Here is a 25,574-nt window from a genome sequence, read left to right on the forward strand (position 1 = left end):
ATGTCTGTGAATCCCAAGATGCCCGTGTCGAGCACCAGCATGACGCCGTGGCAGGTCTATAAGCGCCTGCTGACGTATCTGAAGCCCTATCTGTGGATTTTCATCGCCGGCATTATCGCCAACGCGCTGTTTTCAGCAGTTGATGGCACGCTGATGAACGGCATGAAGAAAGTGGTTGATGACGGCTTTGTCAAAAAAGATGCCGAATTCCTGACGCTGTTGCCGATCTACGTCTTGCTCTACGGCATCTTGCGTGCTTTTTTCAGCTTTGCTTCGGAATACTGCATGGGCTATGTCGGTCGCGGCATCGTCCAGGATTTGCGCCAGCAATTGTTCGATAAATACATGCGCATGCCAGCCGCGTTTTTCGATGCCCGCACCACCGGCGATCTGATCTCGACGCTGACCTTCAATGTCGACCGCATCGGCACGGCAGCAACCGAAGCCATCAAGGATATTGTTCGGGAAGGCGCTGGCGTTTTCATCTACGCCGGTATCGTGTTCTATAACAGCTGGCAATTGGGTGCCTTGTTCTTTATCGGCGGTCCGCTGATTGTCTGGGTCTTGCGCGAGGCGTCAAAACGGTTTCGCCGCATTTCCAAAAACATGCAGGCCGCGATGGGTATGGTCACAAACGTCGCCACCCAGTCAGTGCAAGGTTATCGCACCATCAAGACCTTTGGTGGTGAAGAGCATGAGCGCAATGCGTTTTACAAGGCTGCTGATGGTAACCGTCGCCAACAACTGAAGATGATTGTCACCAAAGCGCTCAGCGTGACCTTGATCTATCTGATCGCGGGCGTGGCGCTGGCCGGTGTGTTGTATGTCGCGGCCGGTTTGATCGCGCGCAATGAATTGACCCCCGGTGCGTTTGTGGCGGCGTTCATGGCGATGGTGACCATCCAGAAACCATTGCGTACGCTCAGTTCGGTCAACGCTACCTTGCAGCAGGGTATTGCCGCGGCGAACAGTATTTTTGAATTTCTCGACATGCCGGACGAAGTCGATAATGGCGTTGAGAAACTTGACCGGGCCAAGGGTCGGCTCGATGTGTCGAGTGTGGTGTTCTGCTATCCGGGTAAAACACAGCAGGTGCTGCGCGAGATTTCTTTCACAGTGCCGGCTGGCAAAACCGTTGCGCTGGTTGGTCGTTCCGGCAGTGGCAAATCGACGCTGGCCAGTTTGCTGTTGCGCCTGTATCACCCGCAGGCGGGTCAGATTCAGTTGGATGGCATCGATATCGAGCGCTACCAGCTGGCCGATTATCGTCGACAGTTTGCCTTTGTCTCGCAACAGGTCACGCTGTTCAACGACAGCGTGCGCAACAACATCGCGTATGGCGACATGAAAGGCGCCAGCGACGAGGCCATCATCAATGCGGCCAAGCTGGCCAATGCCTGGGAGTTCATTTCGGCGTTGCCGGAAGGTCTGGACACCAAGGTGGGTGACAACGGCATCAATCTGTCTGGCGGCCAGCGCCAACGTTTGGCGATTGCTCGCGCGCTGTTAAAGGACGCGCCAGTGCTGGTGCTGGATGAGGCGACATCAGCACTCGATAACGAATCCGAGCGTCAGATTCAGAATGCGCTGGAAAAACTGATGCAGAACCGGACCACGATCGTGATCGCGCATCGCTTGTCGACCATCGAGCAAGCCGATCAGATTCTGGTGCTGGATCAAGGCGTAATTGTCGAGCAGGGCAGTCATCGCGAATTGCTGGCGCAAAATGGCGAATATGCCAAGCTGCACGCGATGCAGTTTCGAGATGGCGCCGAGGCATGAGTCTGGCTCAGGCCTGGTATGGTCCGCGCTGGCGGCTGTGCGGGTTGTGGCCTTTGCATGTGCTCATGCGACTGTTGGTCGCGATCCGACGCCGGCTGTTTCGCTGGGGCTGGCTGCGCAGTGAGCATCCCGGTATTCCGGTCATTGTGGTGGGCAATATCAGCGTGGGCGGCACCGGCAAAACGCCGCTGGTGTTGTGGCTGGCCGAGCATTTGCGTGCGCAGGGTTGGCAACCCGGCATTGTCAGCCGTGGTTACGGTGGCAAGGCGGAGCGTTATCCCTGCATCGTGACGCCGGACAGCGCTGCTGCTGAAGTCGGTGACGAGCCATTGCTGCTGCAACGTGCAAGCCAAGTTCCGGTAGTGGTGGATCCAAAACGGGCCAGAGCCGCAGCGGAACTGCGTCGGTTGGGCTGCAATATCGTGATCAGCGATGATGGCCTGCAGCACTACGCACTGCGCCGTGATATCGAAATTGTGGTCATCGATGCCGTTCGCCAACTTGGCAATGGTTGGTTGCTGCCGGCCGGGCCATTGCGGGAATTACCGGCGCGGCTGCAACAAGCGGATTTTCGGGTAGGCAATGGCGCCGAGATTCCGGGATTGGCCGAACATGTGATGCGATTGCAAACGGATCGTTGTCTGCCGCTCTTACCGGATGCGCAAGCGCGAACGCTCGCCGATTTTCGCGGCCAGACCGTGCACGCAGTCGCCGGGATTGGCAATCCGGCCCGTTTCTTTACCAGTTTGCGCACCGCCGGTTTATCGGTGCTGCCGCATCCCTTTCCCGATCATCATGGCTATCAGGCCACGGACTTGCCATGGCGCGATGCGCCAGTGCTGATGACCGAAAAAGACGCGGTCAAGTGCCGCGCTTTTGCTCATTCAGGAATGTGGTTCGTGCGGGTGCGCGCGGAACTGGATGAGCGCTTTGTCAGCAAGCTCGACCAGCGTTTGCAAAAACTGAAACAGGATTATCGCGATGCCGGCAATGCCGGTGTCGTCAGCCAACACGGAATCGATCATGGATAAACATCTGCTTGAGATTCTGGCCTGCCCGATCTGCAAGGGCAAACTGGAATACCGGAAAGCCAGTCAGGAACTGGTTTGCAAATTTGACCGGCTTGCCTTTCCGGTCAAGGACGGCATTCCGGTGATGCTGGAAGATGAAGCGCGCCCGCTTGGCGCGGAAGAGAATTGAATCATGGCGTTCGTGGTGATCATTCCGGCGCGTTACGCGTCGACCCGCTTGCCAGCCAAACCGCTCGCTGATATTGCCGGCAAACCGATGATTCAGCACGTTTATGAACGGGCGAAACTGAGCGCGGCCAGCCGGGTGGCAATAGCCACAGATGACAGCCGGATTGCCGACGCGGCTGCCAGCTTCGGTGCCGAGGTGGTGATGACGGCGGCGACGCACGAGTCGGGCAGCGACCGGCTGAACGAGGCGGCGAGCAAACTCGGTCTGGCGCCGGAAACCATCATCGTCAATGTTCAGGGTGACGAGCCCTTGATCCCGCCGACGATTATCGATCAGGTCGCGGGCAATCTGGCTGCTCATCCGGATTATGGCATGGCGACCTTGAGTTGCCCGTTGGATGGCGCGGCACAGCTGTTCGAACCGAGCGTGGTCAAGGTAGTGGCCGACAAGACCGGCCGCGCGCTGTATTTCTCGCGCGCCAGCATTCCGTATTCACGCAAACATTTTCCGGCAACGCCAAGCGATTTGACCCCCTGGCAGCGCCACATCGGCATTTACGCGTATCGGGTGCGGTTTCTGCAGCAGTTTGTCAGTTGGGCGCCGGCGCCGATTGAGCAACTGGAATCACTGGAACAGTTGCGCGCGCTGTGGAATGGCGCGGCGATTCACGTCGAGCCCGCACGCGAAGTGCCACCGGCCGGCGTCGATACACCGGAAGACCTGGCGCGGTTGCGCGAATTGCTGCGCTGACAGGCATCGCCGACATGGTGATGCCTGTCATGATGAAAGATCCTTGAAACACAAACACGTGAAACCAGAACGATAGAGCAGGGCAGCGCATGGAACGCATCGGGGTATTGTTTGTTTGTACCGGTAACATCTGCCGCTCGCCTACTGCCCAAGGCGTATTTGAGCAGTTGCTGCGCGAGCAAGGGTTGGCGCGCCATTTTTTGGTGGATTCGGCGGGGGTCAGTGGCAGTCATGCCGGTCAGGCGCCGGACCCGCGGACGCAGCAGGCGGCCAAGGCACGCGGTATCGATTTGTCAAAGCAACGTGCGCGCAAGATAAAGCTGGATGATTTTCGGCAGTTTGATTATCTGATTGCGATGGATGAGGGACACCATGAGCAGTTGCTCAGCATGCGACCGGAAGATGACGAGGTCAGAGCAACCTTGCACCGCTTGCTGGAGTTTGCACCCGCGCTGGCACTGACCGATGTGCCGGATCCCTATTACGGGCCGCTGAATGGCTTTCAACGGGTATTCGATATTGTCGATGCCGGTTGCCGTGGTCTGTTGCTTGAGTTGAAGCAGCGCCACCGTCTTTGATTGCGATCTGATTTCCGGCGATAAAATGCTGGCAGCAAAAAAGCCCCGACCTGCGGGGCTTTTTTGTTGCTGTTCGCCATTAGGTAGCTGATGCACAAACCTGAACCCCACACTTTTGTGTGGGGTTTTCTCTTCTCATCCCCCTCCAACACCCGCACCGTAGACGTTTCGTCTTTGTCAGACACAAATAGACCTCACTTCGACCAGGGCATGGTGGCACTGCCAGTTCGACGTGGTGTGGCCACCCGCCAGCCTTGCCAAGGTGCCATCGCATCCACTACGCTCACGGCATGCGTGCATTTCTGTGGTTACTGCTCTGTCTGACGATACCTGCACAAGGTGTTGCGGTCGCGCATGCATTCAAAGTGCCTTGCCCGATGGAAACAGGGATGAAGGTGCAAAGTAGCCACACCATGGTGATGGCCGATGACGACTCCGGCGACGATTGCTGCAATGATGCAGAGGCCGTCGCCAAAACCGGCCAGCTGTGCAAAGCCGGGCAAGAATGCCCGACCGGCAGCCTTGGCATCCTGATTCAACCTGCGGTGGACGTATCACCGCGTATTACCGCACTTGCCTTTTCAGTCACCCCGCTGTTCATTCATACCTTTGATCCCTCCAGTGTCTGGCGACCGCCAGCACTAGCCTAACTCCCACCGTTCTGGTCCATGCCCGCCTGTGCTGATGCACGGGGCGTGACGGTTTGCATGCGTTGGCCGTTGCCACTGCATGTGCTCCTCAGTGGAGTTAGTCCATGTTTCTGTTCTTTTTGCGACTGCGTCGTCGGCAGTCGCTGGTCCTGCGCAGCTGGGGCCGATTCGCCATCGCCTCAATTTTGATCGGGGTCGCTTCGCTCGGACAGGCTGAGTCGTTGCCCTTTCACGATGCGCTGCGTCTGGCATTGCAAGACGCCCCGCTTGTGCGTGCCAGTGAGGCACAAACGAGCGCAGCCCGGCAGGCGGCACTGCCTGCGGGTGAATTGCCTGATCCAAAGTTGGCGCTGGGGATTGAAAACCTGCCGATCGAAGGCCCCGACCGTTACAGCCTGACCGCTGATTTCATGACCATGCAACGCATTGGGCTGATGCAGGAATTCCCCAATGCCGCCAAGCGAAATGCTCGCATGGATGCCGCCAGCGCACGCATTGCGCTGAGCAAAGCCTACGAGCAAGTGGCCCAGCAGACGGTGCTGCGGGAAACCGCGCAAGCATGGCTAGTCCGACACGCAGTCGAACAACAGTTGTCCGTTCTTGATGAACTAGTTGTCGAGAATCGCCTGTTCGATACAGCAATACGGGCGCAGCACGCGGGTGGCAAAGCGGCCGCGACGGACGTGGTGATGCCGCGGCAAGAAGCCGCCATGCTGGCCCAGCGCCGCGACGAATTGATGGCCAAACGGGCTGCAGCCATCGCCCAACTGCGACGCTGGCTTGGCGCCGCCGCAGACGAACCGCTCGCAGGCGACATGCCCGATTGGTCCATCAGTCGCGAGCAACTGATTCGGCGAGTACACCAGCATCCAGAGCTGGCCGTGTTCAGGCCAAAAGCACAAATTCTTGATGCCGAAATCGCGGAAGCGAATGCCGCCAAACGCCCGGATTGGGCGCTGGAATTGGCTTACCAAAAGCGTGGCCCGGATTTTGGCGATATGGTGATGGTGCAAGTCAGTTTTGATTTGCCGTTTTTTGCCAGCAGTCGCCAGGAACCGCTGATTGCCGCCAAGCAGGCAGAGCAGATCGCGCTGAACGCTGAGTCCGAAGCGTTCACGCGAGAACACCTCGCCATGCTGGAAAGTGAACTGGCGGAGTATCAGCGACTGCAGCAATCCGAAACGCGCTTTACCGAAACCCTTCTTCCGCTAGCTGACGAGAAAGTGACGCTGGCCCTAGCCGGTTGGCGCGCCGGCGCCGGCGCGCTCAGCGACGTCATTGCCGCGCGACGCGAGCGTCTCGAAACCCGATTGAGTGCCATCGTCGCCACCAGCGAGCGTGAGCAACTGGCGGCGCGCTTGCATTTCACGTACGACGATCTCAGCGGCGAATTTGCCGGAGTGCTTCCATGAAAACAGATTCGAAAATATCGCGTCACGCCGTGGCGTTGCTTGCTACTGGACTCGTTCTGCTGGCACTGGGCGCTGCCGGCGGTTGGTGGTGGGCCGACCGCACCCGCATGGAGTCAATTCCCACAGAAGATGCGTCGAAGGTCGGTGCAGAGAGTGCTACCGCGCGGGTGCTGTATTGGTATGACCCGATGGCACCGCAACAGCATTTCGACAAACCGGGCAAATCGCCATTTATGGACATGGAGCTGGTGCCGAAGTACGCCGATGATGCAGACACATCTTCTGTTCAGATCGATCCCCAAATCCGCCAGAACCTAGGCATCCGTGTGGCGAGCGTCGAACAGATTTCACTTGATACCGTGGTTGAGGTAACCGGCATGGTGGAGTTCAATGAGCGCAACCTAACCATAGAGCAAGTGCGTGCGGCCGGATTTGTCGAACGGGTGTGGCCGCTGGCGGCTGGCGATCTCATCACGGTCGGGCAGTCGCTGCTGGCACTACGCGTACCGGAATGGACTGCTGCACAGCACGAATGGCTTGGCGTGCGTGACAGTGGCGATGCTGTGTTGCTGCGCGCGGCGCACGAGCGCCTGCAACAGCTGGGGATGTCAGCTGAGCATATCCAGCAGTTGGAGCAAACCGGCAAACCAGCGGCGACGTTCGTGCTCAAAGCCAACAAAAGCGGCGTGCTCCAGTCACTGGAGACGCGCGCCGGCATGAGCCTGAGTGCTGGGCAAACCGTGGCCCGCATTAATGGCTTAACAACAGTCTGGCTCGAAGCTGCGCTTCCGGAAGCACAAGCGGACGGTATTCGGGAAGGCGATGCGATAGAGGCAATGCTGCCGGCCTTTCCGGGCAAGCGATTTACCGGCCACGTCAGTGCGATCTTGCCAGCACTCAATGAAAATAGCCGCAGCCTGCGCCTGCGGATTGAACTGCCAAATCGAGACTACCTGCTACGGCCCGGCATGTCCGCCCGAGTGAAACTGCAGGGCAGCAATGGCGAAACCGGTCTGGCTATCGCGACCGAAGCGATCATTCGGACCGGCAAACGTGCACTGGTCATTGTCGCAGACGCTGACAACCGCTTTACGCCGGTCGAGGTGATACCGGGCCGCGAAATCGGCGACCGCACGGTTATCGTGTCTGGATTGGAAGCTCAGCAGCAGGTCGTGGTCAGCGGGCAGTTCCTGATCGATTCGGAAGCGAACTTGCGCAATGTGGTAACGCGATTGGCCGAGGCCAGCACCAGCACCAGCATCATCGAGCAAGATGACCCGACGATGGCGCTGCATCAGGCTGACGGCATGATCGAGGCCATCGAAGGCAATCGATTAACGCTCAAGCACGGCCCGTTCAAAACGCTCGGCATGCCCGGCATGACGATGACGTTCCCAGTAGCCCACCCCGAACTCATTCGCGCGTTTCACGTTGGCGACAAGGTACGGGTTGGCGTGCGTGAGACGGACGACGGTCTGACGATAGAGCAAATCATACCGCTTGATCCGCAGCAAACGACGGGAGTGCAGCCATGATCGCCGCACTCATCCGCTGGTCGGTCAGCAACCGCTTTCTGGTATTGCTGGCAAGCGTTGCCGCGATTGCATCGGGGGTGTGGGCTGTCAAGACCACGCCCATTGATGCGCTGCCGGATCTGTCCGATGTCCAAGTCATTATCCGCACCAGTTATCCCGGGCAGGCGCCGCAACTGGTCGAAAATCAAGTGACCTATCCGCTGGCAACGACCATGTTGTCGGTGCCCGGTGCAAAAACGGTGCGCGGCTTTTCATTCTTCGGCGACAGCTTCGTTTACGTCCTGTTTGACGATGGCACCGATCTGTACTGGGCTCGATCGCGGGTTCTCGAATACCTGAATCAGGTACAGAACCGGTTGCCAACAACGGCAAAGACAGCGCTCGGCCCAGATGCGACCGGTGTCGGCTGGATTTACCAATATGCTTTGGTTGATCGGTCTGGCCATCACGATCTGGCGCAGCTGCGCGCACTGCAAGACTGGTTTCTGAAGTTTGAATTGAAGACCCTGCCGAATGTCGCCGAAGTCGCCACCGTCGGTGGCATGGTCAAACAATATCAAGTTGTACTCGACCCAATGAAGTTGGCCAGCTTCGGCATTAGCCACACAACGGTGCGCGAAGCCATCAGCCAAGCCAATCAAGAAACCGGCGGTGCGGTGCTGGAACTCGGTGAAGCCGAAATGATGGTGCGCGCCAGTGGTTATCTAAAATCGTTGGACGATTTCCGGGCCATACCGCTGCGACTCGTGAACGGCGTACCGATCACGCTGAACGACGTCGCCCATATTCAGCTTGGACCGGAAATGCGCCGCGGCATTGCCGAGCTCGACGGCGAAGGTGAATCGGTTGGCGGCGTTGTGGTGCTGCGTTCGGGAAAAAATGCCCGCGAGACCTTGGCAGCCGTGCACGCCAAGCTGGCCCAACTAAAAGCCAGCTTGCCGACCGGTGTGGAGATCGTCACCACCTATGACCGTAGCCAGCTGATCGACCGGGCGGTAAGCAACCTGAGTCACAAACTCCTGGAAGAGTTCATCGTGGTTGCTCTCGTTTGTGCCGCCTTCCTCTGGCATCTGCGGTCGAGTCTGGTTGCCATCGTGTCGCTGCCGCTCGGCATCTTGATAGCGTTTATCGTCATGCGTTATCAGGGCATCAATGCCAACATCATGTCGCTGGGTGGTATTGCTATCGCGATTGGCGCGATGGTCGATGCCGCCGTCGTGATGATCGAAAACGCCCACAAGAAGGTCGAGGCATGGCAACACGCCCATCCTGGCCAGCAGCTCCACGGCGAAGCCCATTGGCAAGTGATGACGGAGGCGGCCATTGAAGTGGGACCGGCGTTGTTTTTCTCACTGTTGATCATCACGCTGTCATTCATTCCGGTGTTTACCTTGGAAGCACAGGAGGGCCGGCTGTTTGGGCCGCTGGCATTCACCAAAACTTATGCGATGGCAGCCGCGGCAGGTTTATCAGTCACGCTGATCCCGGTCTTGATGGGCTATTGGATCCGCGGTCAGTTGCCACGTGAGGACCAAAATCCCCTCAATCGCTGGCTGATTCGGCTCTATCGGCCGTTGCTGGATGCGGTGTTAGTCCACCCCAAACTGACCTTGTTGGCTGCCGTGTTCGTATTACTGAGCTCTGCGTGGCCCATTAGTCAACTCGGTGGCGAATTCCTTCCGCCATTGGATGAAGGCGATGTGCTGTATATGCCGAGTGCGCTGCCAGGCCTTTCGGCACAAAAAGCCAGCGAGCTGCTGCAACTCACTGACCGCTTGATCAAAACCGTACCGGAAGTGGCGCATGTGTTTGGCAAAGCCGGCCGCGCCGAAACCGCGACCGATCCCGCGCCTTTGGAGATGTTCGAAACCACAGTGCAGTTCAAGCCACGCGACGAGTGGCGACCTGGTATGACGCCAGAGAAACTGGTTGGAGAATTGGATCGTGTCGTAAAAGTCCCGGGCCTGACCAATATCTGGATACCACCGATCCGAAACCGCATCGACATGCTGGCAACCGGGATCAAGAGCCCGATCGGAATCAAGATTGCCGGCAGCGATCTCACGGTAATCGATCGAATTGCCCAAGACGTAGAGCGTGTCGCCAAAACAGTACCGGGGGTGTCATCGGCCTTGGCCGAACGGCTGACCGGCGGTCGCTATATCGACGTCGATATCGACCGCATAGCAGCCGCTCGCTACGGGCTCAATATCAGTGACGTGCAAGCGGTCGTATCAGGCTTGATCGGTGGTGAGAACATCGGTGAGACAGTGGAAGGGCTGGCGCGCTTTCCGATCAATCTGCGCTATCCACGCGAATGGCGTGACACCCTCGACCGTCTGAGTGCGCTCCCAATCCTGACTGCCGATGGTCAGCAGATCACGCTCGGCACGGTGGCGAAGATTCGGGTATCGGATGGCCCGCCGATGCTCAAGAGCGAAAACGCTCGGCCGAGCGGCTGGGTCTACATCGATGTGCGCGGTCGCGATTTGGCATCGGTGGTCGCGGAATTGCGTGTGGCCGTTACTCGTGAGGTGACACTCGAAACCGGCATGAGCCTTAGCTACTCCGGTCAGTTCGAGTTTATGGAGCGCGCCAATGCCAGGCTGCAGCTAGTTGTTCCCGGTACGTTGCTGATTATCTTCGTGCTGTTGTACCTAACCTTTCGACGCATCGATGAAGCTGCACTCATCATGGCCACGCTGCCGTTCGCGCTGACCGGTGGCGTCTGGTTTCTGTATTGGCTGGACTTCAATCTCTCGGTGGCGACCGGGGTCGGCTTTATTGCGCTTGCCGGCGTGGCAGCCGAGTTTGGCGTGATCATGCTGCTGTATTTAAAAAATGCGTGGATCGAGCGAGCGGTGAGCAACCGAACCGGTGAGACCGATCTGCTGGAGGCCATTCGGGAAGGTGCGGTACAGCGTGTGCGGCCTAAGGCGATGACCGTCGCCGTGATCGTCGCCGGTTTGCTACCCATTTTCTGGGGCAGTGGCACGGGCAGCGAAGTGATGAGCCGCATTGCGGCACCGATGATCGGCGGCATGGTGACCGCGCCAATGCTGTCGTTGTTTGTCATTCCGGCAGCGTATCGATTGATGCGTCGTCGTGAATGATTGGCAACGGCATTACCGTCGACACGTGAGGGCCTAGGTGATTCCGCGATTCCAACACAATGACAAGGAAAAGCGGATTGGTGGCCAGCGGCGTGTCGAAATGCCGTATGCAGAGTTGAATTTAAAGAAGAGCACGGGTAGTGAACGCCCCTCGTTCACGCTGCAGGAGAAAGTGTATGAACGCCAAGATGAAGCTGTTATCAGTGAGTGCGGTGACGCTAGGTTTAAGCGGTGCAGCAATTGGTGCGCCATTGTTCAGCTACGCTGACCTGGCTCAGGGCTATCAAAACAGCGTGCCGGATGGCGCCGCTGAGCAAGCCACTGACAAGACAAAAGAGATGGAAGGGAAATGCGGCGAAGGTCGCTGTGGCACTACCAAGCATATCAAGTCCGCCAATCCCAAGCAGGGCACCCCGCACAAGCACACAATGGAAGGCAAATGCGGGGAAGGCAAGTGCGGCGAAGGCAAGTGCGGCGAAGGTCGCTGCGGCGCCGACAAGATGCATGAAGGGAAATGTGGTGAAGGAAAGTGTGGCGGCACGATGAAGCAGGACGATGCAGGCGGCGAAAAGAAATAATCTGTAATTGGCTTGGAACCGGCGACAGTCTCCTCTTCAGCCGGTTACTTCGGGTGGGGCGCAAGCCCCACCCATTTTTCTCATTGCCTCTGTAACCAACCTCGGAGGCGGCGAGTACAGTCACGCTGCTAACCAATGCCATAGCCAGCTTTTCAACCTGAGGGTGTGATGAGTACAAGTCGCCCTATCTGGCGTTGTCGCATTCAGGTGCCAGACAGGGGCTTCGGGGAGTTGCGCTGACTGCGACTGCACTGGGGAAGCTTCGTGCCAGGCATTGACTAAAGCTAGGCTAAAACCCCCATTTGACTCTATAGCCACTACAGGGTTTAGATTATCGGGAATATCAATCAGTCGCATTCTCGGACGTCTACTATGAAACAACGGCTCCTTTCCCTGATCGCCGGCCTGCTATTTGCCACCGGCGTCATAGCCGATGTCGCCACGCCTTCCGCGCCAGCAACCGACGCAGAAGCTCGCCAACTGTGGCAGCTGCTCGATTACATTGCGGTTGATTACCCTGGCGCTGTCACGAATGGTGTTGTTCTCAGCGCAGGCGAATACCAAGAGATGCTGGAGTTCGCGATGCGTGCGCGCCAACAAGCTGAGCGCTTGCCACAGGGGCAAGGTAAGCCTGCTGTGCTGGCCGCGATAGCACAACTGGAGTCCTCCGTGCAGGAGAAGCAGGCACCTGCAGAAGTCGCGCGACTGGCGCAGCAGGCGAGCCGAAAACTGTTGGATGGCTACCCAATTCCACTCGCGCCGAATACTCCACCCGATCTGAAGAAAGGGGCGACTCTGTATGCTGCCCATTGCGCCGGCTGCCACGGTATGTCTGGCCATGCCGATGGCCCGTTGGCGGCCCAACTAGATCCGAAACCTGTCGCTTTCTCGGAACCGGAGCGTGCCCGCTCCCGTAGCCTGCTGGCCTTATATCTGGTTGTGTCGCAAGGTCTCAGTGGCACGGCGATGGTCAGCTACGCAGGATTACCCGATGCCGATCGCTGGGCTCTCGCGTTCTATGTCGGAACCTTGTCGCATGACGATGGAATGCGAGAGCGCGGTGCCGAACTTTGGCGCCAAAATACTTCGCTGCAAACACAGCTTGGCGACCTTGCCGCACTGACAACTGCGACCGAAGCGTCCTTGGTGCCAGCAATGCCAGGCGATAGCGCCCGAGATGTCATGGCCTTTCTTCGCACTCACCCCGAGGCGCTAGCCAAATCAGCAGATAACGGCCTCGCTCTAGCGCGTCAGTGCATACGAGAGAGTTTGTCGGCGGCGCAAGCGGGCGACGCGGTAGCAGCCACGCGGCTGGCACTGTCGGCGTATCTGGATGGTTTCGAGCCAACCGAGCCATTGCTCAGTGCTCGCAATCCCGCCCTGCTGCAACAGGTCGAGAGTGCCATGCTGCAGTATCGCCACACCATTGCCGATGATGACCGCGAGCAAGCGGCGGCCATCGCTCAGCAGTTGAGCAAATTGTTCGATCAGGTCGAAGCCGAGTTGGTTGCTGGCACCGCAGATCCCATGACAACTTTCATTGGAGCACTAACGATCCTGCTACGTGAGGGGCTGGAAGCGTTGCTGATCGTGATCGGCATACTGGCGTTCCTGAAAAAAGCAGAACGCAACACCGCAATCCGGCAGGTGCATTTCGGTTGGGTCAGTGCCTTGCTCGCTGGTGGGCTGACATGGTTTGCGGCGACGTATCTGGTTGACATCAGTGGCGCCAGTCGGGAAGTCACTGAAGGACTGTCCTCGCTGCTAGCCGCCGTCGTGCTACTCGGTGTTGGTATCTGGATGCACCAGAAGAGCGCCGCCGGTCATTGGCAGGCCTATCTCAAAGAAAAACTATCGACAGCCGTATCGCATCGCTCGGCATGGGCGCTGTTTGCGTTGGCGTTTATCGCGGTTTACCGCGAGGTATTTGAAACCATACTGTTTTATTCGGCGCTAGCCGTTGATGGCAATGGCAGCGCATTGCTGGCCGGCTTACTTGCGGGTATTGCGCTGCTGGCAATTGTTGCATGGTTGCTGTTGCGCACCAGCGCCCGGATGCCGATTGGAAAGTTTTTCTCGCTCAGTTCTGTGTTGGTGGCGATCTTGGCTGTTGTCCTTGCTGGCAAAGGTGTTGCTGGCTTGCAAGAGGCCGGTTGGTTGAGTGCGAATCCGCTGCCGGGGCCGCGGCTCGAAGTGCTGGGCATGTATCCGTCAGTGGAAACGGTGTCAGCCCAGGTCATCGTTTTGCTGATTGCCGCGCTCGGCTTCGGCTTGAATTTGTTATCGGTGCAACGACTTTCCAACAAAAGCCACTGAGGTCAGTGTGAAAGCGAGAGGTCCAGAGCCGCCCGGCACCGGTCTTGGGAAAGTAGCGAATAGCTGTAAGTGGCAGAAGGGAAAGTCGGATATGCGCTAATCGAATCGGCAAATATAGGCTCGCTGCATTTCCGCACTACACTTTGCGCACGGTCATCGGCCGGAGCCTCGCGATGGACAGAGACAATGTTTACTATGGGTTAGGTCTGCTGGCTTTTGCGGCGTTATCAATGCTCAGTTGGCATCTCTATCGAGGCGGTGAGTCGCAACCCTCATCCGTGGCAGATGCGGGCCACTATCATGGTCCGCACGGGGCGGAGGAGCATGTCGAAGAAGGGCTGCTACCGCACGGACCGCATGGTGGCATGTTGCTGGAAGACCGTGATTTGGCAATCGAGCTGGTTCGACACGAGCACCAAACCGGGCAGTGGTTATATGCCTATGCGTTCAGTGATGATCAACGACCGCTACCGCCGACCGTAGTGCAGCTGCGTCTGGAATTCAGCAACAACGGCTTAAGCGAAACCGTGCGCCTGCAACCGGACAGTCGCGAGGGACTGGCATTGTCGGGGCAAGCACCTGAGGACCTGTTGAAAGGCTGGCAACTCAAGATGCTGGCTCAGCATGAGCAGCACGCGCATGAGTGGATGATCGAGAATTTCATGGCAAAGCAAGACAGTGCGATGCGCCCGGTGGTCCACAACTAAAAGAACCGCCGCGACAATGTTGACCGCGGCGGTGTCCACGTACTGAGTCGAGGAGACTCGTGCCAATGCGGGCACCGGCCCGCTATGGCACGACTGGGGACAAGGCGTTAGGTGTTTGTACCGTTAATCACTTGGTAGGCCTCCACCGGCGTGACGTAAACCAGCCCTGCAATCGGTTGCCCGGTGCGGGCATGGCGGTGAATGAGCTCGACCGCTTCGGTGGTCTTGTCGTCGTTGCAGATCAGCTCCAACTTGATTTCGTCGGTAACTTTCTCGCCGAGTTCTATGGAATAGTGCTCTTCATGGGCACTGATTGCATTCAATAACCCTTTGACGTCTATCACCGTCAGGTAGCGAAAGCCGGCGGCCTCGAGCGCATGCACGATGTCAGAGATGCGGCCGCGGTGAACAAAGGCAGTAACGACTTTCATGACAGCTTCTCCGTAGCAGAGTGAGGCCGGGTTTCCAGCCATTCATAAATGACCGGCAGCAGTACCAAAGTCAGCAAGGTCGAGGTAATGAGGCCGCCGACAACCACCGTTGCCAAGGGCCGCTGCGTCTCAGCACCTACGCCGGTAGACAACAGCATCGGCACCAGTCCGAGGATGGCGACACTGGCCGTCATCAGCACCGGCCGCAGCCGCAGTAAGGTGCCTTGTAGCACCGCTTCCCGCACTGACAGGCCGCGCTCGCGCAGCTCATTCAAGAAACTGACCAAGACGATGCCGTTCAGCATGGCCACACCGAATACCGCAATGAATCCGATGGCTGACGGTACGGACAGGTATTGGCCAGTAATGGCCAAGCCCAGCAGGCCACCAATGGTCGCGAACGGCACGTTGGCAATGATCAGCGCGGCGTAGCGCATGGAGTTAAACGCGGTGTACAGCAGCACGAAGATGAAAAAGATGGTGATCGGCACAATGATCGCGAGCCGTGTCAATGCCCGCTGCTGATTCTCAAACGCACCGCCCCATTCCACCCAATAGCCGGCCGGCAATTCAACCGACTGCTTGATCGCTGCGTTGGCCTCCTGCACGAAGCTGTCGACATCTCGACCGCGCACATCCATCTGGATCACCGCGTAGCGCTGCAACTGCTCGCGGCGGACGAAGGAGTAACCTTCGGCAACATCAACATCGGCCACTTGCGCCAGCGGCACGATCACGCCACCGGGAGCTGACAGCGGCAACTGCCGAATCGCCTCCAGCGATGACTTGTGCGACTCCTCCAGACGGACCGCAATTTCAAAGCGCTTGACGCCATCGAGCAGTGTGGTCACCGGCTCGCCGCCAATACCATTCTTGACAATGGTTAGAACGTCTTCGGCATTAAGGCCGTATCGAGCAATCGCTTCCCGGTTGACCTTGATCCGGATCTGCGGCTTACCAACGTTGGCCTCCAGCGACAGATCCGCCACCCCAGGGACTTTCGTCAGCACGTCTTTCAGTTTGGCACTGAGGCTGTCCAACTCACCCAAGTCCTCGCCGTAAAGTTTCAATGCCAGAGTGGCTCGCACGCCAGAGATCAGTTCTTCCACCCGCATTTGGATCGGCTGGGTGAACCCGGCAACCGAGTTGGGGGCCACGTCCTCCAACAGCTCGGCCATGGCCTCTTCCAACTCACCGATGTCACGGCCACTGGTCCATTCCCGCTGCGGATGCAGCGCGGTGTAGATCTCCATGTAGTTGACGTCGGCGGTTTCACCTTTTTCAGCGCGGCCGATCATCGCCAGGGTCGACTCCACTTCCGGAAACTGTTTGAACGCTTCTTCAATGCGCTCGGACAACCGAATCGATTCATCGAGGGACGTGGACGGGATCGAGGTCACTCGCCACATGATCGAGCCTTCTTCCAGCTGCGGCATGAACTCCTTGCCGAGCAAAGGAAACAACGCCAGGCTGGCCACCAGTGCGGCAATTGAACCGGTGACAACGACCTTCTTCTTCGCCAGTGCCCAGGCGATTAGCGGGCGATACCCTGCCTTCAGCCACGCCACCATTTTGGTATCACGTTCCTCTTTGGCACGCAGAATGATCGCGGCGAGTACCGGGATCAGGGTCAACGTCAGCAGCAACGAGCCCGCCATCGCAAAGCTGATGTTCAACGCCATCGGTTTGAACAGCTTGCCTTCCAGTCCCTGCAAACTGAACAGCGGCAGAAACACCACGATGATGATCAAGATGGCGAACGAGATGGGGTTGGCGACTTCCCGCGCGGCCGCCAATACCGCGGACGTTCGGTCGACGTTTTCGCCGTGGGCTTTTCGTTCCGCCATGATCCGGAACGCGTTCTCAACCATCACGACGGCGCCGTCGACCATCATGCCGATGCCGATGGCGAGGCCGGCCAGCGACATCAGGTTGGCCGACAGATTGGCCTGCCCCATGCAGATAAACGCAATTAGCATCGCCATCGGCAGGGCAACAATTACGACGATGGCGGAACGCAGCTCACCGAGAAACAGGAACAGGACGACCGCCACCAGAATCGAGCCTTCGATCAGCGCTCGCACGGCGGTGTTAACCGCCTTGTCGACCAACTCGGTGCGATCATAGATGGGCTTCATCACCACCCCATCGGGTAGTGCGTCTTTGACGATATCCAGCTTGCTTTTGACTGCCTCGACCACGCCTTTGGCATTCTCGCCAATGCGGGCCAGCGCCATCCCCAGCACCACCTCTTTGCCGTCGCGGGTTACTGCACCGAAGCGCGTTGCGGCGGCTTCGCTGATTTCGGCGACATCACGGATGTAGACCGGTGTGCCGTCGTCTGTTTTCAAGACGATGCGGCCGATGTCGTCGGCATTGGCGACCAGACCGAGGCCGCGCACCAGATACTGCTCTTGGCCCAAATCGACATACTGACCGCCGACCTGACCATTGTTGACTTGCAGTGCCGTCATGACCTCGGTGAAACCGATGCCGTGTTTGATCAGTTTGAGTGGGTCAATGCGCACTTGGAATTGCCGTTCGCCACCACCCCAGGACGTGACGTCGTCGACGCCCGGCGCTGTGCGCAGCATCAGCCGCACATTCCAGTCTTGCAAGGTGCGCAGGTCCATATCGGAAATGCTGGCGTTCAGCTTTTCGTCAGCGCGCTCCAAGGTGTACCACAGCACCTGACCAAGACCGGATGCATTCGGCCCCATTTCGGGCCGGCCATAACCTTCCGGAATGCGATCGCCAACTTCCTGCAATCGTTCATTGACCAATTGTCTGGCAAAGTAAATATCGATTTCGTCATCGAAATAGACCGACACATACGACAAGCCAAACAAACTGACCGACCGAATTTCCTGCACTTTCGGCAAGCCTGCCAAGGCAGATTCGATCGGGAAGGTCAGCAGTTGTTCGACATCTTCGGCAGCCAGGCCGGGGGATTCGGTATAGATGTTGACCTGATTCGGGGTCACATCCGGAAAAGCATCAATCGGTACCGAGTTGACGGCGCGCAAGCCCAGAAAGGCCAGCACCAAGAACGCGATCAACACCAGAAACTTATAACGCAGAGCGAGTTCGACCAGCCGATTCAGCATGAGCCGGTCCTCCGAACACAGATGCCGCAACAGGAGTTAGTGCGCATGGCCTTCTCCCATTTGCGATTTCAGTTGCCGGGCCTTCAGCGCATAGGCGCCTTTGACAACAATCACATCACCGGCCTTCGCGCCGCTCTCGATCACCACCAGACCACCGCGGCTGGCGCCGGTTTGTACCGGTATGGGGTCGAAATCGCCGGGGCCTGCGACACGGAACAACACCATCTGACCGGCCAGTTGCACCAATGCATCCTTGGGTACCGCCAGTTGCTCGCTGACGCCCTGGGTGCTGATCCAAACCTCGGTAAACTCTCCGGGATGCAGCTGGTCTTTGTCATTGCGCACTTCGATGCGCACCGGCGTGGTCCGTGTGCCTTCCTCGGCGCGATGGGACAGCTGGATCACTTTGCCTGGCAGTTCGGTCTTGTCGTGTGCGATGACCCGCACCGCCGCGCCAACCGCAATGCGCTCGGCGGTGGACGGTGGCAACTGCGCGATAATCCAGACACTGTCCTCATTGACCAACGTGAACAGGGTACGGCCGGGTTCGGCACGTTCGCCGATCAGGAAATCATCGGATGTCAACCGACCTGCATGTGGTGCGAGCAAGGTCAGTTCGCCATTGGCATTGGCCGACTTGCCGGCCAACAATTTTTCGATGGCGTTATCACTCATGCCAAAGGCACGCACCTTGGCGAGCGCTTGATCGCGCGCGATTTGTGCCTCCAGATAGCGGCGGCCGGACACGGCTTCACTGCCGAGCGATTTCACCCGTTGCCACTCGCGGTCGACCACCAACAGCGTGCCCTGCGCCTCGGCCAGTTCGATACTGGTCAGCGTCACCAACGGCTGCGCTTTTTTTACCGAATCACCGAGTTTGGCGTGGCGTTGCTGCACCAAGGCCGGTACCCGGGGACTAACCAAGGTAGTCGCGTAGGCATTCGGCTTGACTTCGCCCGGGGCGCGGATTTCGTCACTCAAGCGTTTGGCTTGCAAGGTCTCGGTGACGATGCCGAGTTTGTTGATTTCAGCATCGGTCAGCGGCTTGCCTTCGGTGTGTTCGCCTTCTTCGTGCTCTTCACCGTAACTCAGCGGTGCCAGCAGCGACGTCATGGCCAGCATGGCCAATGCGGTCGGCCAATAATGTTTACGGCATAGTGCTTTTTGCGTCGTTTTCATTGTCAGAAAATCCATCCATTCAGTGTCGGGGTCAGTCCGCGCTGCGATCATCGAAATCGGCCGGGTTGGTTTCCGGCAAGCCAGCCCAGCTGAGAAATTCGCCGGTGGTTTGCAGCCAATTGAGCCAGGCCTGCCACACTTGCGCATTGAGCTGGCGGCCGCGCGCGCTGGTATCGAGGGTTTGGTTGAGTTGCACCAGATAGTCGGCGCTGGATAATTCACCCGCCTCCCACATGCGCTGCAGCAGATCGGCACGGGCAGTAACGCGGCTCGCGGGGCTTTGCTGCCAACGTTGCCACGCTGTCAGCAGGGCGTTGTAGCGGACAGTTGCTTGATAGGCTTCGGCGCGCACCCGGCGCCGCATTTCATCCAGCTGTGCTTGCGCCTCATCGGCGTCCGCACGTGCCGCCGTCACTTCGGCGCGATAGCTGTTCACAATGGGCAGCGGGATACTGACGTTGAAAGCGACGACGTCATCGCGGATGCCGTCGGTCTCCACGGTGCCCGAACTCAGTGAAAATACCGGATCGGGACGGCGCTCACGCTCTGCCACGGTGATTCGCGCGGTCGCGGCCTTGGCGACCTGATTGGCTTGCCGCAGCAGCACGTGACGCGCCAACTTGTCATCGTCAACCTGTACCGTGGTGAGCGAGGGCAAGGTGTCCATCAACGCGGGCAGTGCGACGGTATCGGCACCCAGTGCGCGTAGCGATTGCTCGGAACGCGCCTGTTCGGCTTCGAGTTCGGCAAGTTGCGCAAGCGATTCCTGTAACGCCAACTCAGCCAGATCACGTTCGATCTGATTGATGTCGCCGGCCCGCAGGCGCCGACCAGCCAATTCGGCAAAACGAGTCATCAAATCGGCCCGTTCGTGACCCAGCGAGGCTTGCTCCTGCGCGGCCTGAAAAGCCACGACCTCACGCAACCAATCCGCACCGACCTGCTGCAACGAGGCATGCCACTGCGCCAGCGCCGTTCGGTATTCCGCCTGCGCGACATCTTCCCGCGCTGAGCGTTTACCGGACCAATCGATGGCCATGGCGATACCGACTTCGCGGCGATCTTCGGCGCCGTTTTCGCCGCCTAAAGACAGCTCTGGGTTGTAGATACCCTGATCCGCGGCCGCGACGCGGGCAACCGCCGCGTTGAGCCGGGCACGGGTCGCGCGTATGGCGGGATTGTTACGCCAGAGTTGTTGCAAGCCGGACCGCAATTCGGCGGGTAAATGCGGGCTGGACAGCAGTTGATTGGCCTGATGACCATCAGGCTCCGCCGCAAGTACGGTCGGTAGCGTGAAAACGGATGCGAGCATCAGCAGCGATGCCGCCGCTCCGGTAAAAAAATGCATGACGACTTCCTTCCAAGAGGGAATGACATGACCAAATGCAATGCATACGGTCAGGCATCAGCTCACCGGTGGTGAGCGTTCAATCGATGGAATGAAGCGAATTAAATAAGCAGGCGAACCGTGCGGGTAAATTCGGCCGACGCGCGCCGTTGTACCGGTTCCGGCGAAGGTGATGAGGTAAACGATGAGAGGTGGGCGAACGCCAATGCAACTGGCGCGGGTAAGGCAAGCGGACTGAGTTTGTTGAACTTGGTTTCTTTAGCCGGCGTCGCCTGGTTGGCATCGTCATCACAATAAGGCACGACGTGATCGCCATGACCATGTGAGGAGTCAGCATCGGCATCAGCCAGGTCCAGTGTGCCCGGCTCATGCACATCCTGATGACCAACGTGATGCACTACCAGCTGGCGGGCCTGTTCGGTGGCCACCACGACAGCATCGGCCGGCTCGTTGCTCATCACGCTCTGCAACGAGGCGAGCCGATCCAAACCGGTGGCGCACCACAGGTAGGTTAGCAACGCGAACAGCAAGTAGTGACGGTAACGGCGCATGAATCGGCCAGAACGCTCGTAAGGGACGGCAGAAGCAGCCGTCATGCTAGGTAGCCGATGCCGGTGGCGTCAAGCGCGGGCCGCGCGCCAGCGGAAGGGCTTCACGCAGAATCTTGATCGCTGAACGCAGGATAATCACTGCCATCGCCAGACCCACCAGCCGATCCGGCCACGGGCTGCCAGTCCAGCCGACCAACCCCGCCGCGACCAACACGCTGACGTTGCCCAGCATGTCATTGCGCGAGCAGATCCAGGTTGCGCGCAGGTTGATATCGCCGCCGCGAAACCGGCTCAGCAAGACAAAACAGACCGTGTTGACGAGCAAGGCCAGCACGCCCATCACCGTCATGGCGATAGGTTCGGGTGTGCTGCCAAACACGCTACGCCGGGCCACCTCAGCCAAAATCAGCAGCCCCAGCACCAGCTGCAGACTGCCATTCAGCACGGCGGCCTTGGCCTTGAGCTGCAGGCTGCGGCCTATCGCATAGAGGCTGACCCCATAAACGGCAGCATCAGCAAACATGTCCAGCGAGTCGGCCATCAAAGCAGTCGAGTCGGCGAGCCAGCCGGTGATGAACTCGGCGAAAAACATCCCGGCATTCAGAGCCAGCACAACCCACAGCATGCGGCGCTGCTGGCGCTCCAGGGTCTTGGTTTCACAGAGGTCATGTTCACAGCAACCGGCCATCGTGGGCTCCCGTCGGACTGGCATGGCGGCATTTAAAACCCTATAGTGACTATAGACTCAAGCTCTTTTTGAGAGGCTGCTATGCGAATTGGCGAACTGGCGGCGCAGGCCGGTGTGGATGTCCAGACCATCCGCTATTACGAAAAAGAAGGCTTGATGGCTGAGCCGCATCGCGCGGACAGCGGGTATCGACAGTACCGGAGTGAGCAACTGGACACCTTGCAGTTCATTCGCCACTGCCGATCGCTGGATATGTCGCTGGCGGAAGTGCGCACCTTGCTAGATTTTCGTGACCATCCGGAACGCACGTGCGCGGATGTCGATCAGCTAATCGCGAGACACATTGAGCAGCTGCATCAGCGCATCACCCAGATGCAACAACTTGAGCAACAGCTAAAAGCCTTGCAGCAGCGTTGTGGGGAGCAACGAACCGCAGCGGAGTGCGGCATTTTGCAATCACTTACTGCGGCTGCCGAAGGTTCAAACTGTGCCTGTCACGAAGAAATGAACGGCAAGAACACGGTGTCCCGTTGAATGCCGTAGCGAAATGCCGACACGTTGAAACAGGGATTGATCATCAACAAAAAGGACTCCTACATGGCCTCTGCCATTTACCTGCCCACGCTGAAATGGATGCAAGCGGAGAAGGATACGCTGCTCAATCTGGCGGGCTCAGTCAAAGCCAATCTTTTGCCTTTGCTGGAGCTGCGCAAATCGGAGCGGGTACCGAATTTTCTGACAGAGTGGCAGAGGTATTGGCAGCGGCCTGCATTGTTCGATTGCGCCACGGTCGAAGGCGAATTGACGGAAGTCCGTGAGGCTGCCTTGCTGCACGTCATGCAAAATATTGGGCCGCACACCGCATTGCTGGGGCCGGTCGTCAATCCGGAACGCATCAAGCATTTGCCAGCCCCTTTGCTGGCGTTGCTGCGAGCGCACCAAGGGCCGATGGCAGTCCGGTTGCGCATCAAAGCGATGTTGACCAGTCAGCAAGAAGAGGCGGCTTTTTCGGCCTGTGCAGGATTAAATCGCGTCCCGGCGGTCATGACGCTGGTCGTCGATATGTGTGAGACGCCCCAACTGACGGATACCGAACAAAAAGCACTTGTTGCGGCCCTCCAGCGCCTGCAACAACAGGGGTGGCAACAGGTGTATCTGCTGTCCGGCGCCTATCCCATCGACTCCCGGCAGATGCGCGTCGGTCGCAATGAGGTGATGCGAACGGACTGGCAGTTATGGCAAACCTTCGTTCAAACGCAGGGACTCACGAACGTGCACTACGGTGACTACGGTATCGTGTCGCCGAAGTGGGATGAAGAGGATGCGATACGACGCGGGAAAATCAATTACCGCTATGCCACATCAAAACACTGGATCGTCTACCGCAGCGATGCGGATGGTGGGACGGCTGGCAATGAATTGGCCCAGCTGCTGACGCTGGAGAGCGATTTTCGTGGCGCCGCCTTCAGTTGGGGCGACGACCGAATCGCGCAGCGAGCGGACAATACGAGCGGAAAATTCAAGTTGGGCTGCGGCAACAAAACGCAGCATATTGCCGAAGGAATGAATCACCACCTCACGCAGGTAGTGGATCAGCTTTTACCGACGTCCGGTTCAACAGGCAGCGGCGCACCAGCGCTTTGAGGTCTGCTATCAGCAGTTTTTCTGCCAACAGTTCGTGCAGGCGGTACAGCGGCAGACGGGTGGCGCGTGCATCTTCCAGCGCCAGCAAGCTCGGCTGAATCTCCTCGCGCTCGAGCAGCTGGGCCAAGGCCAGCGGCGAAAAGCCGGGATTGGCGTGTGGGGAGCGTTGCCAAGTCAGGCGCTCATGGGTTTCGTCCACGATCATCACGCCCCACCAGTCGGGGATCAGGTCCAGTGCAGCATCCAGATGCCGAACGGCCGTCACCAAGGTGACGTGGTCAAAGACGCGCCCGTACTGCCAGCCTTGCTTGACCAGGCGCTGTAGCGTGTCGCGTGAGCTCTTGATCTCGTAGCAATCCAGGTGACCGTAGACCGCCACCACATCGGCGCGAACCACTCCGCGGCCTAGCCGCAGCTCTTCCAGCACCACCGGTGAGGGGCGCACGCTGCCTTGCAGCTGCTGGCACAAGACCGTGCGGATGGCTTGCTCTCGCATGTCGCGTTTCCCTCGTTGAACGGGCCGGCACTTTACTTGAAAGCAGGTTACTCCTACTATACGCAGTATGCAATTATGCGGAAGCGTATTTATGAGCGCATACCGACCAGCGGCCGTCTTGGTGGCGGAAATACGACAAGCCCTAGCGGCTAAAGGGCCGCTCAATACCTTGCGTATTGCTAAGGAAACAGCGCTAACTCAGTCCAATGTACACCGTTGTCTGCGAGGGCAGCCCAAGCGGGTGGGCAAGACGCTTCTTGCTTTATGCATTTATGCGAAAATAACCCCTGAAGTTGATAAGCCCGCTGCCGCCGGCAATGCCACATTGATGGAGGCTCTCGAGCAAGTCTGGGACGGCAGTGAGCAACATGCGAGATCTCTGGCCCGCTTGCTGATTGCGGCTAGCAACGCCGCGCTGCCACAATCCCGTCCCAATCCCAGACCTCGATCCGGAGCGGCCCCATGACAGCCACCACCGTTCCGTCCCTGACGCCCACGCAGCTCTATCAGCAGCTGCAGAAACAAGGCTTTCCCCGCAGCTTTGTCGAGCGCCTGCTGCCCGAGTGGTGGGACGACGGCCTGCTGAAAACCTCGAGCGGATTGCTGGAGCTGGCCGTCATATTGCGTCGTCGCACCGCCGCCGAATTGCAGATTGGTGTGGACGGCCGGGTCACCTTGGCCCCGCCCGGGCAACCGATGCGATTCAAAAAGCGCAGCACGACCGGTGAGCACGATCTGCATGTGGCCAGTCAATTGGCGTTGGCCATCGCGCGAATTGCCGTCACCGCGGCGCCCCGTTATCAGCCATTGCCCACTGACGCCATTGCCTTACGCAACGCTGCGCTCGCCAGTTCTAAACGACCCGCGTTGGATTTTGCGGGGCTCGTTTCCTATTGCTGGCAAAACGGTGTGCCGGTGCTGTTCCTCAAACACCTACCCGCCAATCGCCGCCGAATGGCGGGGGTCGCCTTACGGGTTCAGCAACGCCCCGTTGTTGTGCTCGGTTATCAGGACGCCAATCCCTCCAAGCAGCTCTTTGTCCTGGCGCATGAGCTCGGCCACCTGCAGCGCGGCCATGTCGCCGACGATCAGTTGTTGCTGGATGAACGCATGGACCAAATCGAGGCCTCATTGCGCGACGGCGAGAACGACAAAGACGAAGTCGCTGCCGACGCCTATGCGTTCGAGCTGCTTCGCGGTGCCGCTGCCGATCTCGTTGCGCAATTGCCCGCAACCGGTACTGCCAGTGCACTCACCTTAACGGCCCTGCAGTTGGAAAAACACCATGGTGTTGATGCCGGCCATCTGCTCTGGTCGTATGCCTACACCAGCAAGGATTGGGTACGCGCCAACATGGCGGTCGACTTTTTGCCCATGCGTAAAACCACAGCGTTTGAAGTACTTGAAACGATTCAACGTGAAGCGATGCAGCAGGCGGCGCTACCGCCAGAAGAGTTGAATTATTTGCTCACGATGCAAGGGTTCTCCTTCGCCAAGGACTAAGGCGCG

22 protein-coding genes are annotated in these 25,574 nt (G+C 58.6%); 15 read left to right on the top strand and 7 right to left on the bottom strand.

Features of this window, described 5'->3' with window-relative positions:
* The 12 genes from msbA (at position 1) to HPT27_RS11450 (ending at position 14,621) form a co-directional block, all read left to right on the top strand.
* Entirely contained in the window at positions 1-1,782 is a 1,782-nt protein-coding gene (msbA, locus tag HPT27_RS11395) for a lipid A export permease/ATP-binding protein MsbA (protein ID WP_172243269.1), read from the top strand.
* Entirely contained in the window at positions 1,779-2,813 is a 1,035-nt protein-coding gene (lpxK, locus tag HPT27_RS11400; protein ID WP_172243271.1) for a tetraacyldisaccharide 4'-kinase, read from the top strand. The genes msbA and lpxK overlap by 4 nt, the downstream gene beginning before the upstream one ends.
* Positions 2,806-2,982: a Trm112 family protein gene (locus HPT27_RS11405; protein WP_172243273.1), complete on the top strand. Its 177-nt coding sequence runs from the start codon at positions 2,806-2,808 to the stop codon at positions 2,980-2,982. The genes lpxK and HPT27_RS11405 overlap by 8 nt, the downstream gene beginning before the upstream one ends.
* A gap of 3 nt (positions 2,983-2,985) precedes the next feature.
* Positions 2,986-3,732 carry a 3-deoxy-manno-octulosonate cytidylyltransferase gene (gene kdsB / locus HPT27_RS11410; protein ID WP_172243275.1) on the top strand — a complete coding sequence of 249 codons (747 nt, stop codon included), beginning with the start codon at positions 2,986-2,988 and terminating at the stop codon, positions 3,730-3,732.
* An 89-nt stretch (positions 3,733-3,821) separates the two neighbouring features.
* Entirely contained in the window at positions 3,822-4,310 is a 489-nt protein-coding gene (locus HPT27_RS11415; RefSeq protein WP_172243277.1) for a low molecular weight protein-tyrosine-phosphatase, read from the top strand.
* Positions 4,311-4,699: 389 nt separating this feature from the next.
* Positions 4,700-4,960, top strand: a complete 261-nt coding sequence (locus tag HPT27_RS11420) for a hypothetical protein (RefSeq protein WP_172243279.1) — start codon at positions 4,700-4,702, stop codon at positions 4,958-4,960.
* A gap of 104 nt (positions 4,961-5,064) precedes the next feature.
* Positions 5,065-6,372 carry a TolC family protein gene (locus HPT27_RS11425; protein WP_172243281.1) on the top strand — a complete coding sequence of 436 codons (1,308 nt, stop codon included), beginning with the start codon at positions 5,065-5,067 and terminating at the stop codon, positions 6,370-6,372.
* Positions 6,369-7,907, top strand: a complete 1,539-nt coding sequence (locus HPT27_RS11430) for an efflux RND transporter periplasmic adaptor subunit (protein WP_172243283.1) — start codon at positions 6,369-6,371, stop codon at positions 7,905-7,907. The genes HPT27_RS11425 and HPT27_RS11430 overlap by 4 nt, the downstream gene beginning before the upstream one ends.
* Positions 7,904-11,020, top strand: coding sequence for an efflux RND transporter permease subunit (locus tag HPT27_RS11435; protein WP_172243285.1), 3,117 nt, complete (start codon positions 7,904-7,906; stop codon positions 11,018-11,020). Before HPT27_RS11430 ends, HPT27_RS11435 begins: the two co-directional genes overlap by 4 nt.
* A 176-nt stretch (positions 11,021-11,196) precedes the next feature.
* Entirely contained in the window at positions 11,197-11,598 is a 402-nt protein-coding gene (locus HPT27_RS19325) for an HvfA family oxazolone/thioamide-modified RiPP metallophore (protein WP_235950869.1), read from the top strand.
* Positions 11,599-11,970: 372 nt separating this feature from the next.
* Positions 11,971-13,914, top strand: coding sequence for a cytochrome c/FTR1 family iron permease (locus HPT27_RS11445; protein ID WP_172243288.1), 1,944 nt, complete (start codon positions 11,971-11,973; stop codon positions 13,912-13,914).
* A 173-nt stretch (positions 13,915-14,087) separates the two neighbouring features.
* Positions 14,088-14,621, top strand: a complete 534-nt coding sequence (locus HPT27_RS11450) for a hypothetical protein (RefSeq protein ID WP_172243291.1) — start codon at positions 14,088-14,090, stop codon at positions 14,619-14,621.
* Positions 14,622-14,728: 107 nt separating this feature from the next.
* Here HPT27_RS11450 and HPT27_RS11455 read toward each other — a convergent pair whose 3' ends face one another.
* From HPT27_RS11455 to HPT27_RS11480, 6 genes are all read right to left on the bottom strand, one after another.
* Positions 14,729-15,052, bottom strand: coding sequence for a P-II family nitrogen regulator (locus HPT27_RS11455; RefSeq protein WP_172243294.1), 324 nt, complete (start codon positions 15,050-15,052; stop codon positions 14,729-14,731).
* Positions 15,049-18,159, bottom strand: coding sequence for an efflux RND transporter permease subunit (locus HPT27_RS11460; RefSeq protein WP_172243297.1), 3,111 nt, complete (start codon positions 18,157-18,159; stop codon positions 15,049-15,051). Before HPT27_RS11460 ends, HPT27_RS11455 begins: the two co-directional genes overlap by 4 nt.
* Positions 18,160-18,195: 36 nt before the next feature.
* Positions 18,196-19,338: an efflux RND transporter periplasmic adaptor subunit gene (locus tag HPT27_RS11465; RefSeq protein WP_211197935.1), complete on the bottom strand. Its 1,143-nt coding sequence runs from the start codon at positions 19,336-19,338 to the stop codon at positions 18,196-18,198.
* Between the two features lie 31 nt (positions 19,339-19,369).
* Positions 19,370-20,686, bottom strand: coding sequence for a TolC family protein (locus HPT27_RS11470; protein WP_172243300.1), 1,317 nt, complete (start codon positions 20,684-20,686; stop codon positions 19,370-19,372).
* Between the two features lie 101 nt (positions 20,687-20,787).
* Entirely contained in the window at positions 20,788-21,237 is a 450-nt protein-coding gene (locus HPT27_RS11475) for a hypothetical protein (protein WP_172243303.1), read from the bottom strand.
* 46 nt (positions 21,238-21,283) lie between these two features.
* The gene (locus HPT27_RS11480; RefSeq protein ID WP_172243306.1) at positions 21,284-21,925 is read right to left on the bottom strand and encodes a cation diffusion facilitator family transporter; all 642 of its coding nucleotides are present in this window, start codon (positions 21,923-21,925) and stop codon (positions 21,284-21,286) included.
* Between the two features lie 81 nt (positions 21,926-22,006).
* On the opposite strand from HPT27_RS11480, the gene cadR reads away from it, so the two are divergent.
* The gene (cadR, locus tag HPT27_RS11485; protein ID WP_172243309.1) at positions 22,007-22,459 is read left to right on the top strand and encodes a Cd(II)/Pb(II)-responsive transcriptional regulator; all 453 of its coding nucleotides are present in this window, start codon (positions 22,007-22,009) and stop codon (positions 22,457-22,459) included.
* A 63-nt stretch (positions 22,460-22,522) separates the two neighbouring features.
* Positions 22,523-23,569 carry a beta family protein gene (locus tag HPT27_RS11490; protein WP_172243312.1) on the top strand — a complete coding sequence of 349 codons (1,047 nt, stop codon included), beginning with the start codon at positions 22,523-22,525 and terminating at the stop codon, positions 23,567-23,569.
* On the opposite strand, the gene HPT27_RS11495 is transcribed toward HPT27_RS11490, so the two are convergent.
* Positions 23,502-24,065: a sce7726 family protein gene (locus tag HPT27_RS11495; RefSeq protein WP_172243315.1), complete on the bottom strand. Its 564-nt coding sequence runs from the start codon at positions 24,063-24,065 to the stop codon at positions 23,502-23,504. The two genes, HPT27_RS11490 and HPT27_RS11495, sit on opposite strands and share 68 nt — an antisense overlap.
* A gap of 462 nt (positions 24,066-24,527) precedes the next feature.
* Here HPT27_RS11495 and HPT27_RS11500 point away from each other — a divergent pair, with 462 nt between their 5' ends.
* Positions 24,528-25,568, top strand: a complete 1,041-nt coding sequence (locus HPT27_RS11500) for an ImmA/IrrE family metallo-endopeptidase (protein WP_172243318.1) — start codon at positions 24,528-24,530, stop codon at positions 25,566-25,568.
* Positions 25,569-25,574 lie beyond the last annotated feature (6 nt).

Origin of the sequence: Permianibacter fluminis (assembly GCF_013179735.1) — a bacterium.
GTDB lineage: Bacteria > Pseudomonadota > Gammaproteobacteria > Enterobacterales > Permianibacteraceae > Permianibacter > Permianibacter fluminis.

Coding starts and splice junctions, on each gene's coding strand:
- msbA (WP_172243269.1), top strand. CDS start 1: ATGTCTGTGAATCCCAAGATGCCCGTGTCGAGCACCAGCATGACGCCG.
- lpxK (WP_172243271.1), top strand. CDS start 1,779: ATGAGTCTGGCTCAGGCCTGGTATGGTCCGCGCTGGCGGCTGTGCGGG.
- HPT27_RS11405 (WP_172243273.1), top strand. CDS start 2,806: ATGGATAAACATCTGCTTGAGATTCTGGCCTGCCCGATCTGCAAGGGC.
- kdsB (WP_172243275.1), top strand. CDS start 2,986: ATGGCGTTCGTGGTGATCATTCCGGCGCGTTACGCGTCGACCCGCTTG.
- HPT27_RS11415 (WP_172243277.1), top strand. CDS start 3,822: ATGGAACGCATCGGGGTATTGTTTGTTTGTACCGGTAACATCTGCCGC.
- HPT27_RS11420 (WP_172243279.1), top strand. CDS start 4,700: ATGAAGGTGCAAAGTAGCCACACCATGGTGATGGCCGATGACGACTCC.
- HPT27_RS11425 (WP_172243281.1), top strand. CDS start 5,065: ATGTTTCTGTTCTTTTTGCGACTGCGTCGTCGGCAGTCGCTGGTCCTG.
- HPT27_RS11430 (WP_172243283.1), top strand. CDS start 6,369: ATGAAAACAGATTCGAAAATATCGCGTCACGCCGTGGCGTTGCTTGCT.
- HPT27_RS11435 (WP_172243285.1), top strand. CDS start 7,904: ATGATCGCCGCACTCATCCGCTGGTCGGTCAGCAACCGCTTTCTGGTA.
- HPT27_RS19325 (WP_235950869.1), top strand. CDS start 11,197: ATGAACGCCAAGATGAAGCTGTTATCAGTGAGTGCGGTGACGCTAGGT.
- HPT27_RS11445 (WP_172243288.1), top strand. CDS start 11,971: ATGAAACAACGGCTCCTTTCCCTGATCGCCGGCCTGCTATTTGCCACC.
- HPT27_RS11450 (WP_172243291.1), top strand. CDS start 14,088: ATGGACAGAGACAATGTTTACTATGGGTTAGGTCTGCTGGCTTTTGCG.
- HPT27_RS11455 (WP_172243294.1), bottom strand. CDS start 15,052: ATGAAAGTCGTTACTGCCTTTGTTCACCGCGGCCGCATCTCTGACATC.
- HPT27_RS11460 (WP_172243297.1), bottom strand. CDS start 18,159: ATGCTGAATCGGCTGGTCGAACTCGCTCTGCGTTATAAGTTTCTGGTG.
- HPT27_RS11465 (WP_211197935.1), bottom strand. CDS start 19,338: ATGAAAACGACGCAAAAAGCACTATGCCGTAAACATTATTGGCCGACC.
- HPT27_RS11470 (WP_172243300.1), bottom strand. CDS start 20,686: ATGCATTTTTTTACCGGAGCGGCGGCATCGCTGCTGATGCTCGCATCC.
- HPT27_RS11475 (WP_172243303.1), bottom strand. CDS start 21,237: ATGCGCCGTTACCGTCACTACTTGCTGTTCGCGTTGCTAACCTACCTG.
- HPT27_RS11480 (WP_172243306.1), bottom strand. CDS start 21,925: ATGGCCGGTTGCTGTGAACATGACCTCTGTGAAACCAAGACCCTGGAG.
- cadR (WP_172243309.1), top strand. CDS start 22,007: ATGCGAATTGGCGAACTGGCGGCGCAGGCCGGTGTGGATGTCCAGACC.
- HPT27_RS11490 (WP_172243312.1), top strand. CDS start 22,523: ATGGCCTCTGCCATTTACCTGCCCACGCTGAAATGGATGCAAGCGGAG.
- HPT27_RS11495 (WP_172243315.1), bottom strand. CDS start 24,065: ATGCGAGAGCAAGCCATCCGCACGGTCTTGTGCCAGCAGCTGCAAGGC.
- HPT27_RS11500 (WP_172243318.1), top strand. CDS start 24,528: ATGACAGCCACCACCGTTCCGTCCCTGACGCCCACGCAGCTCTATCAG.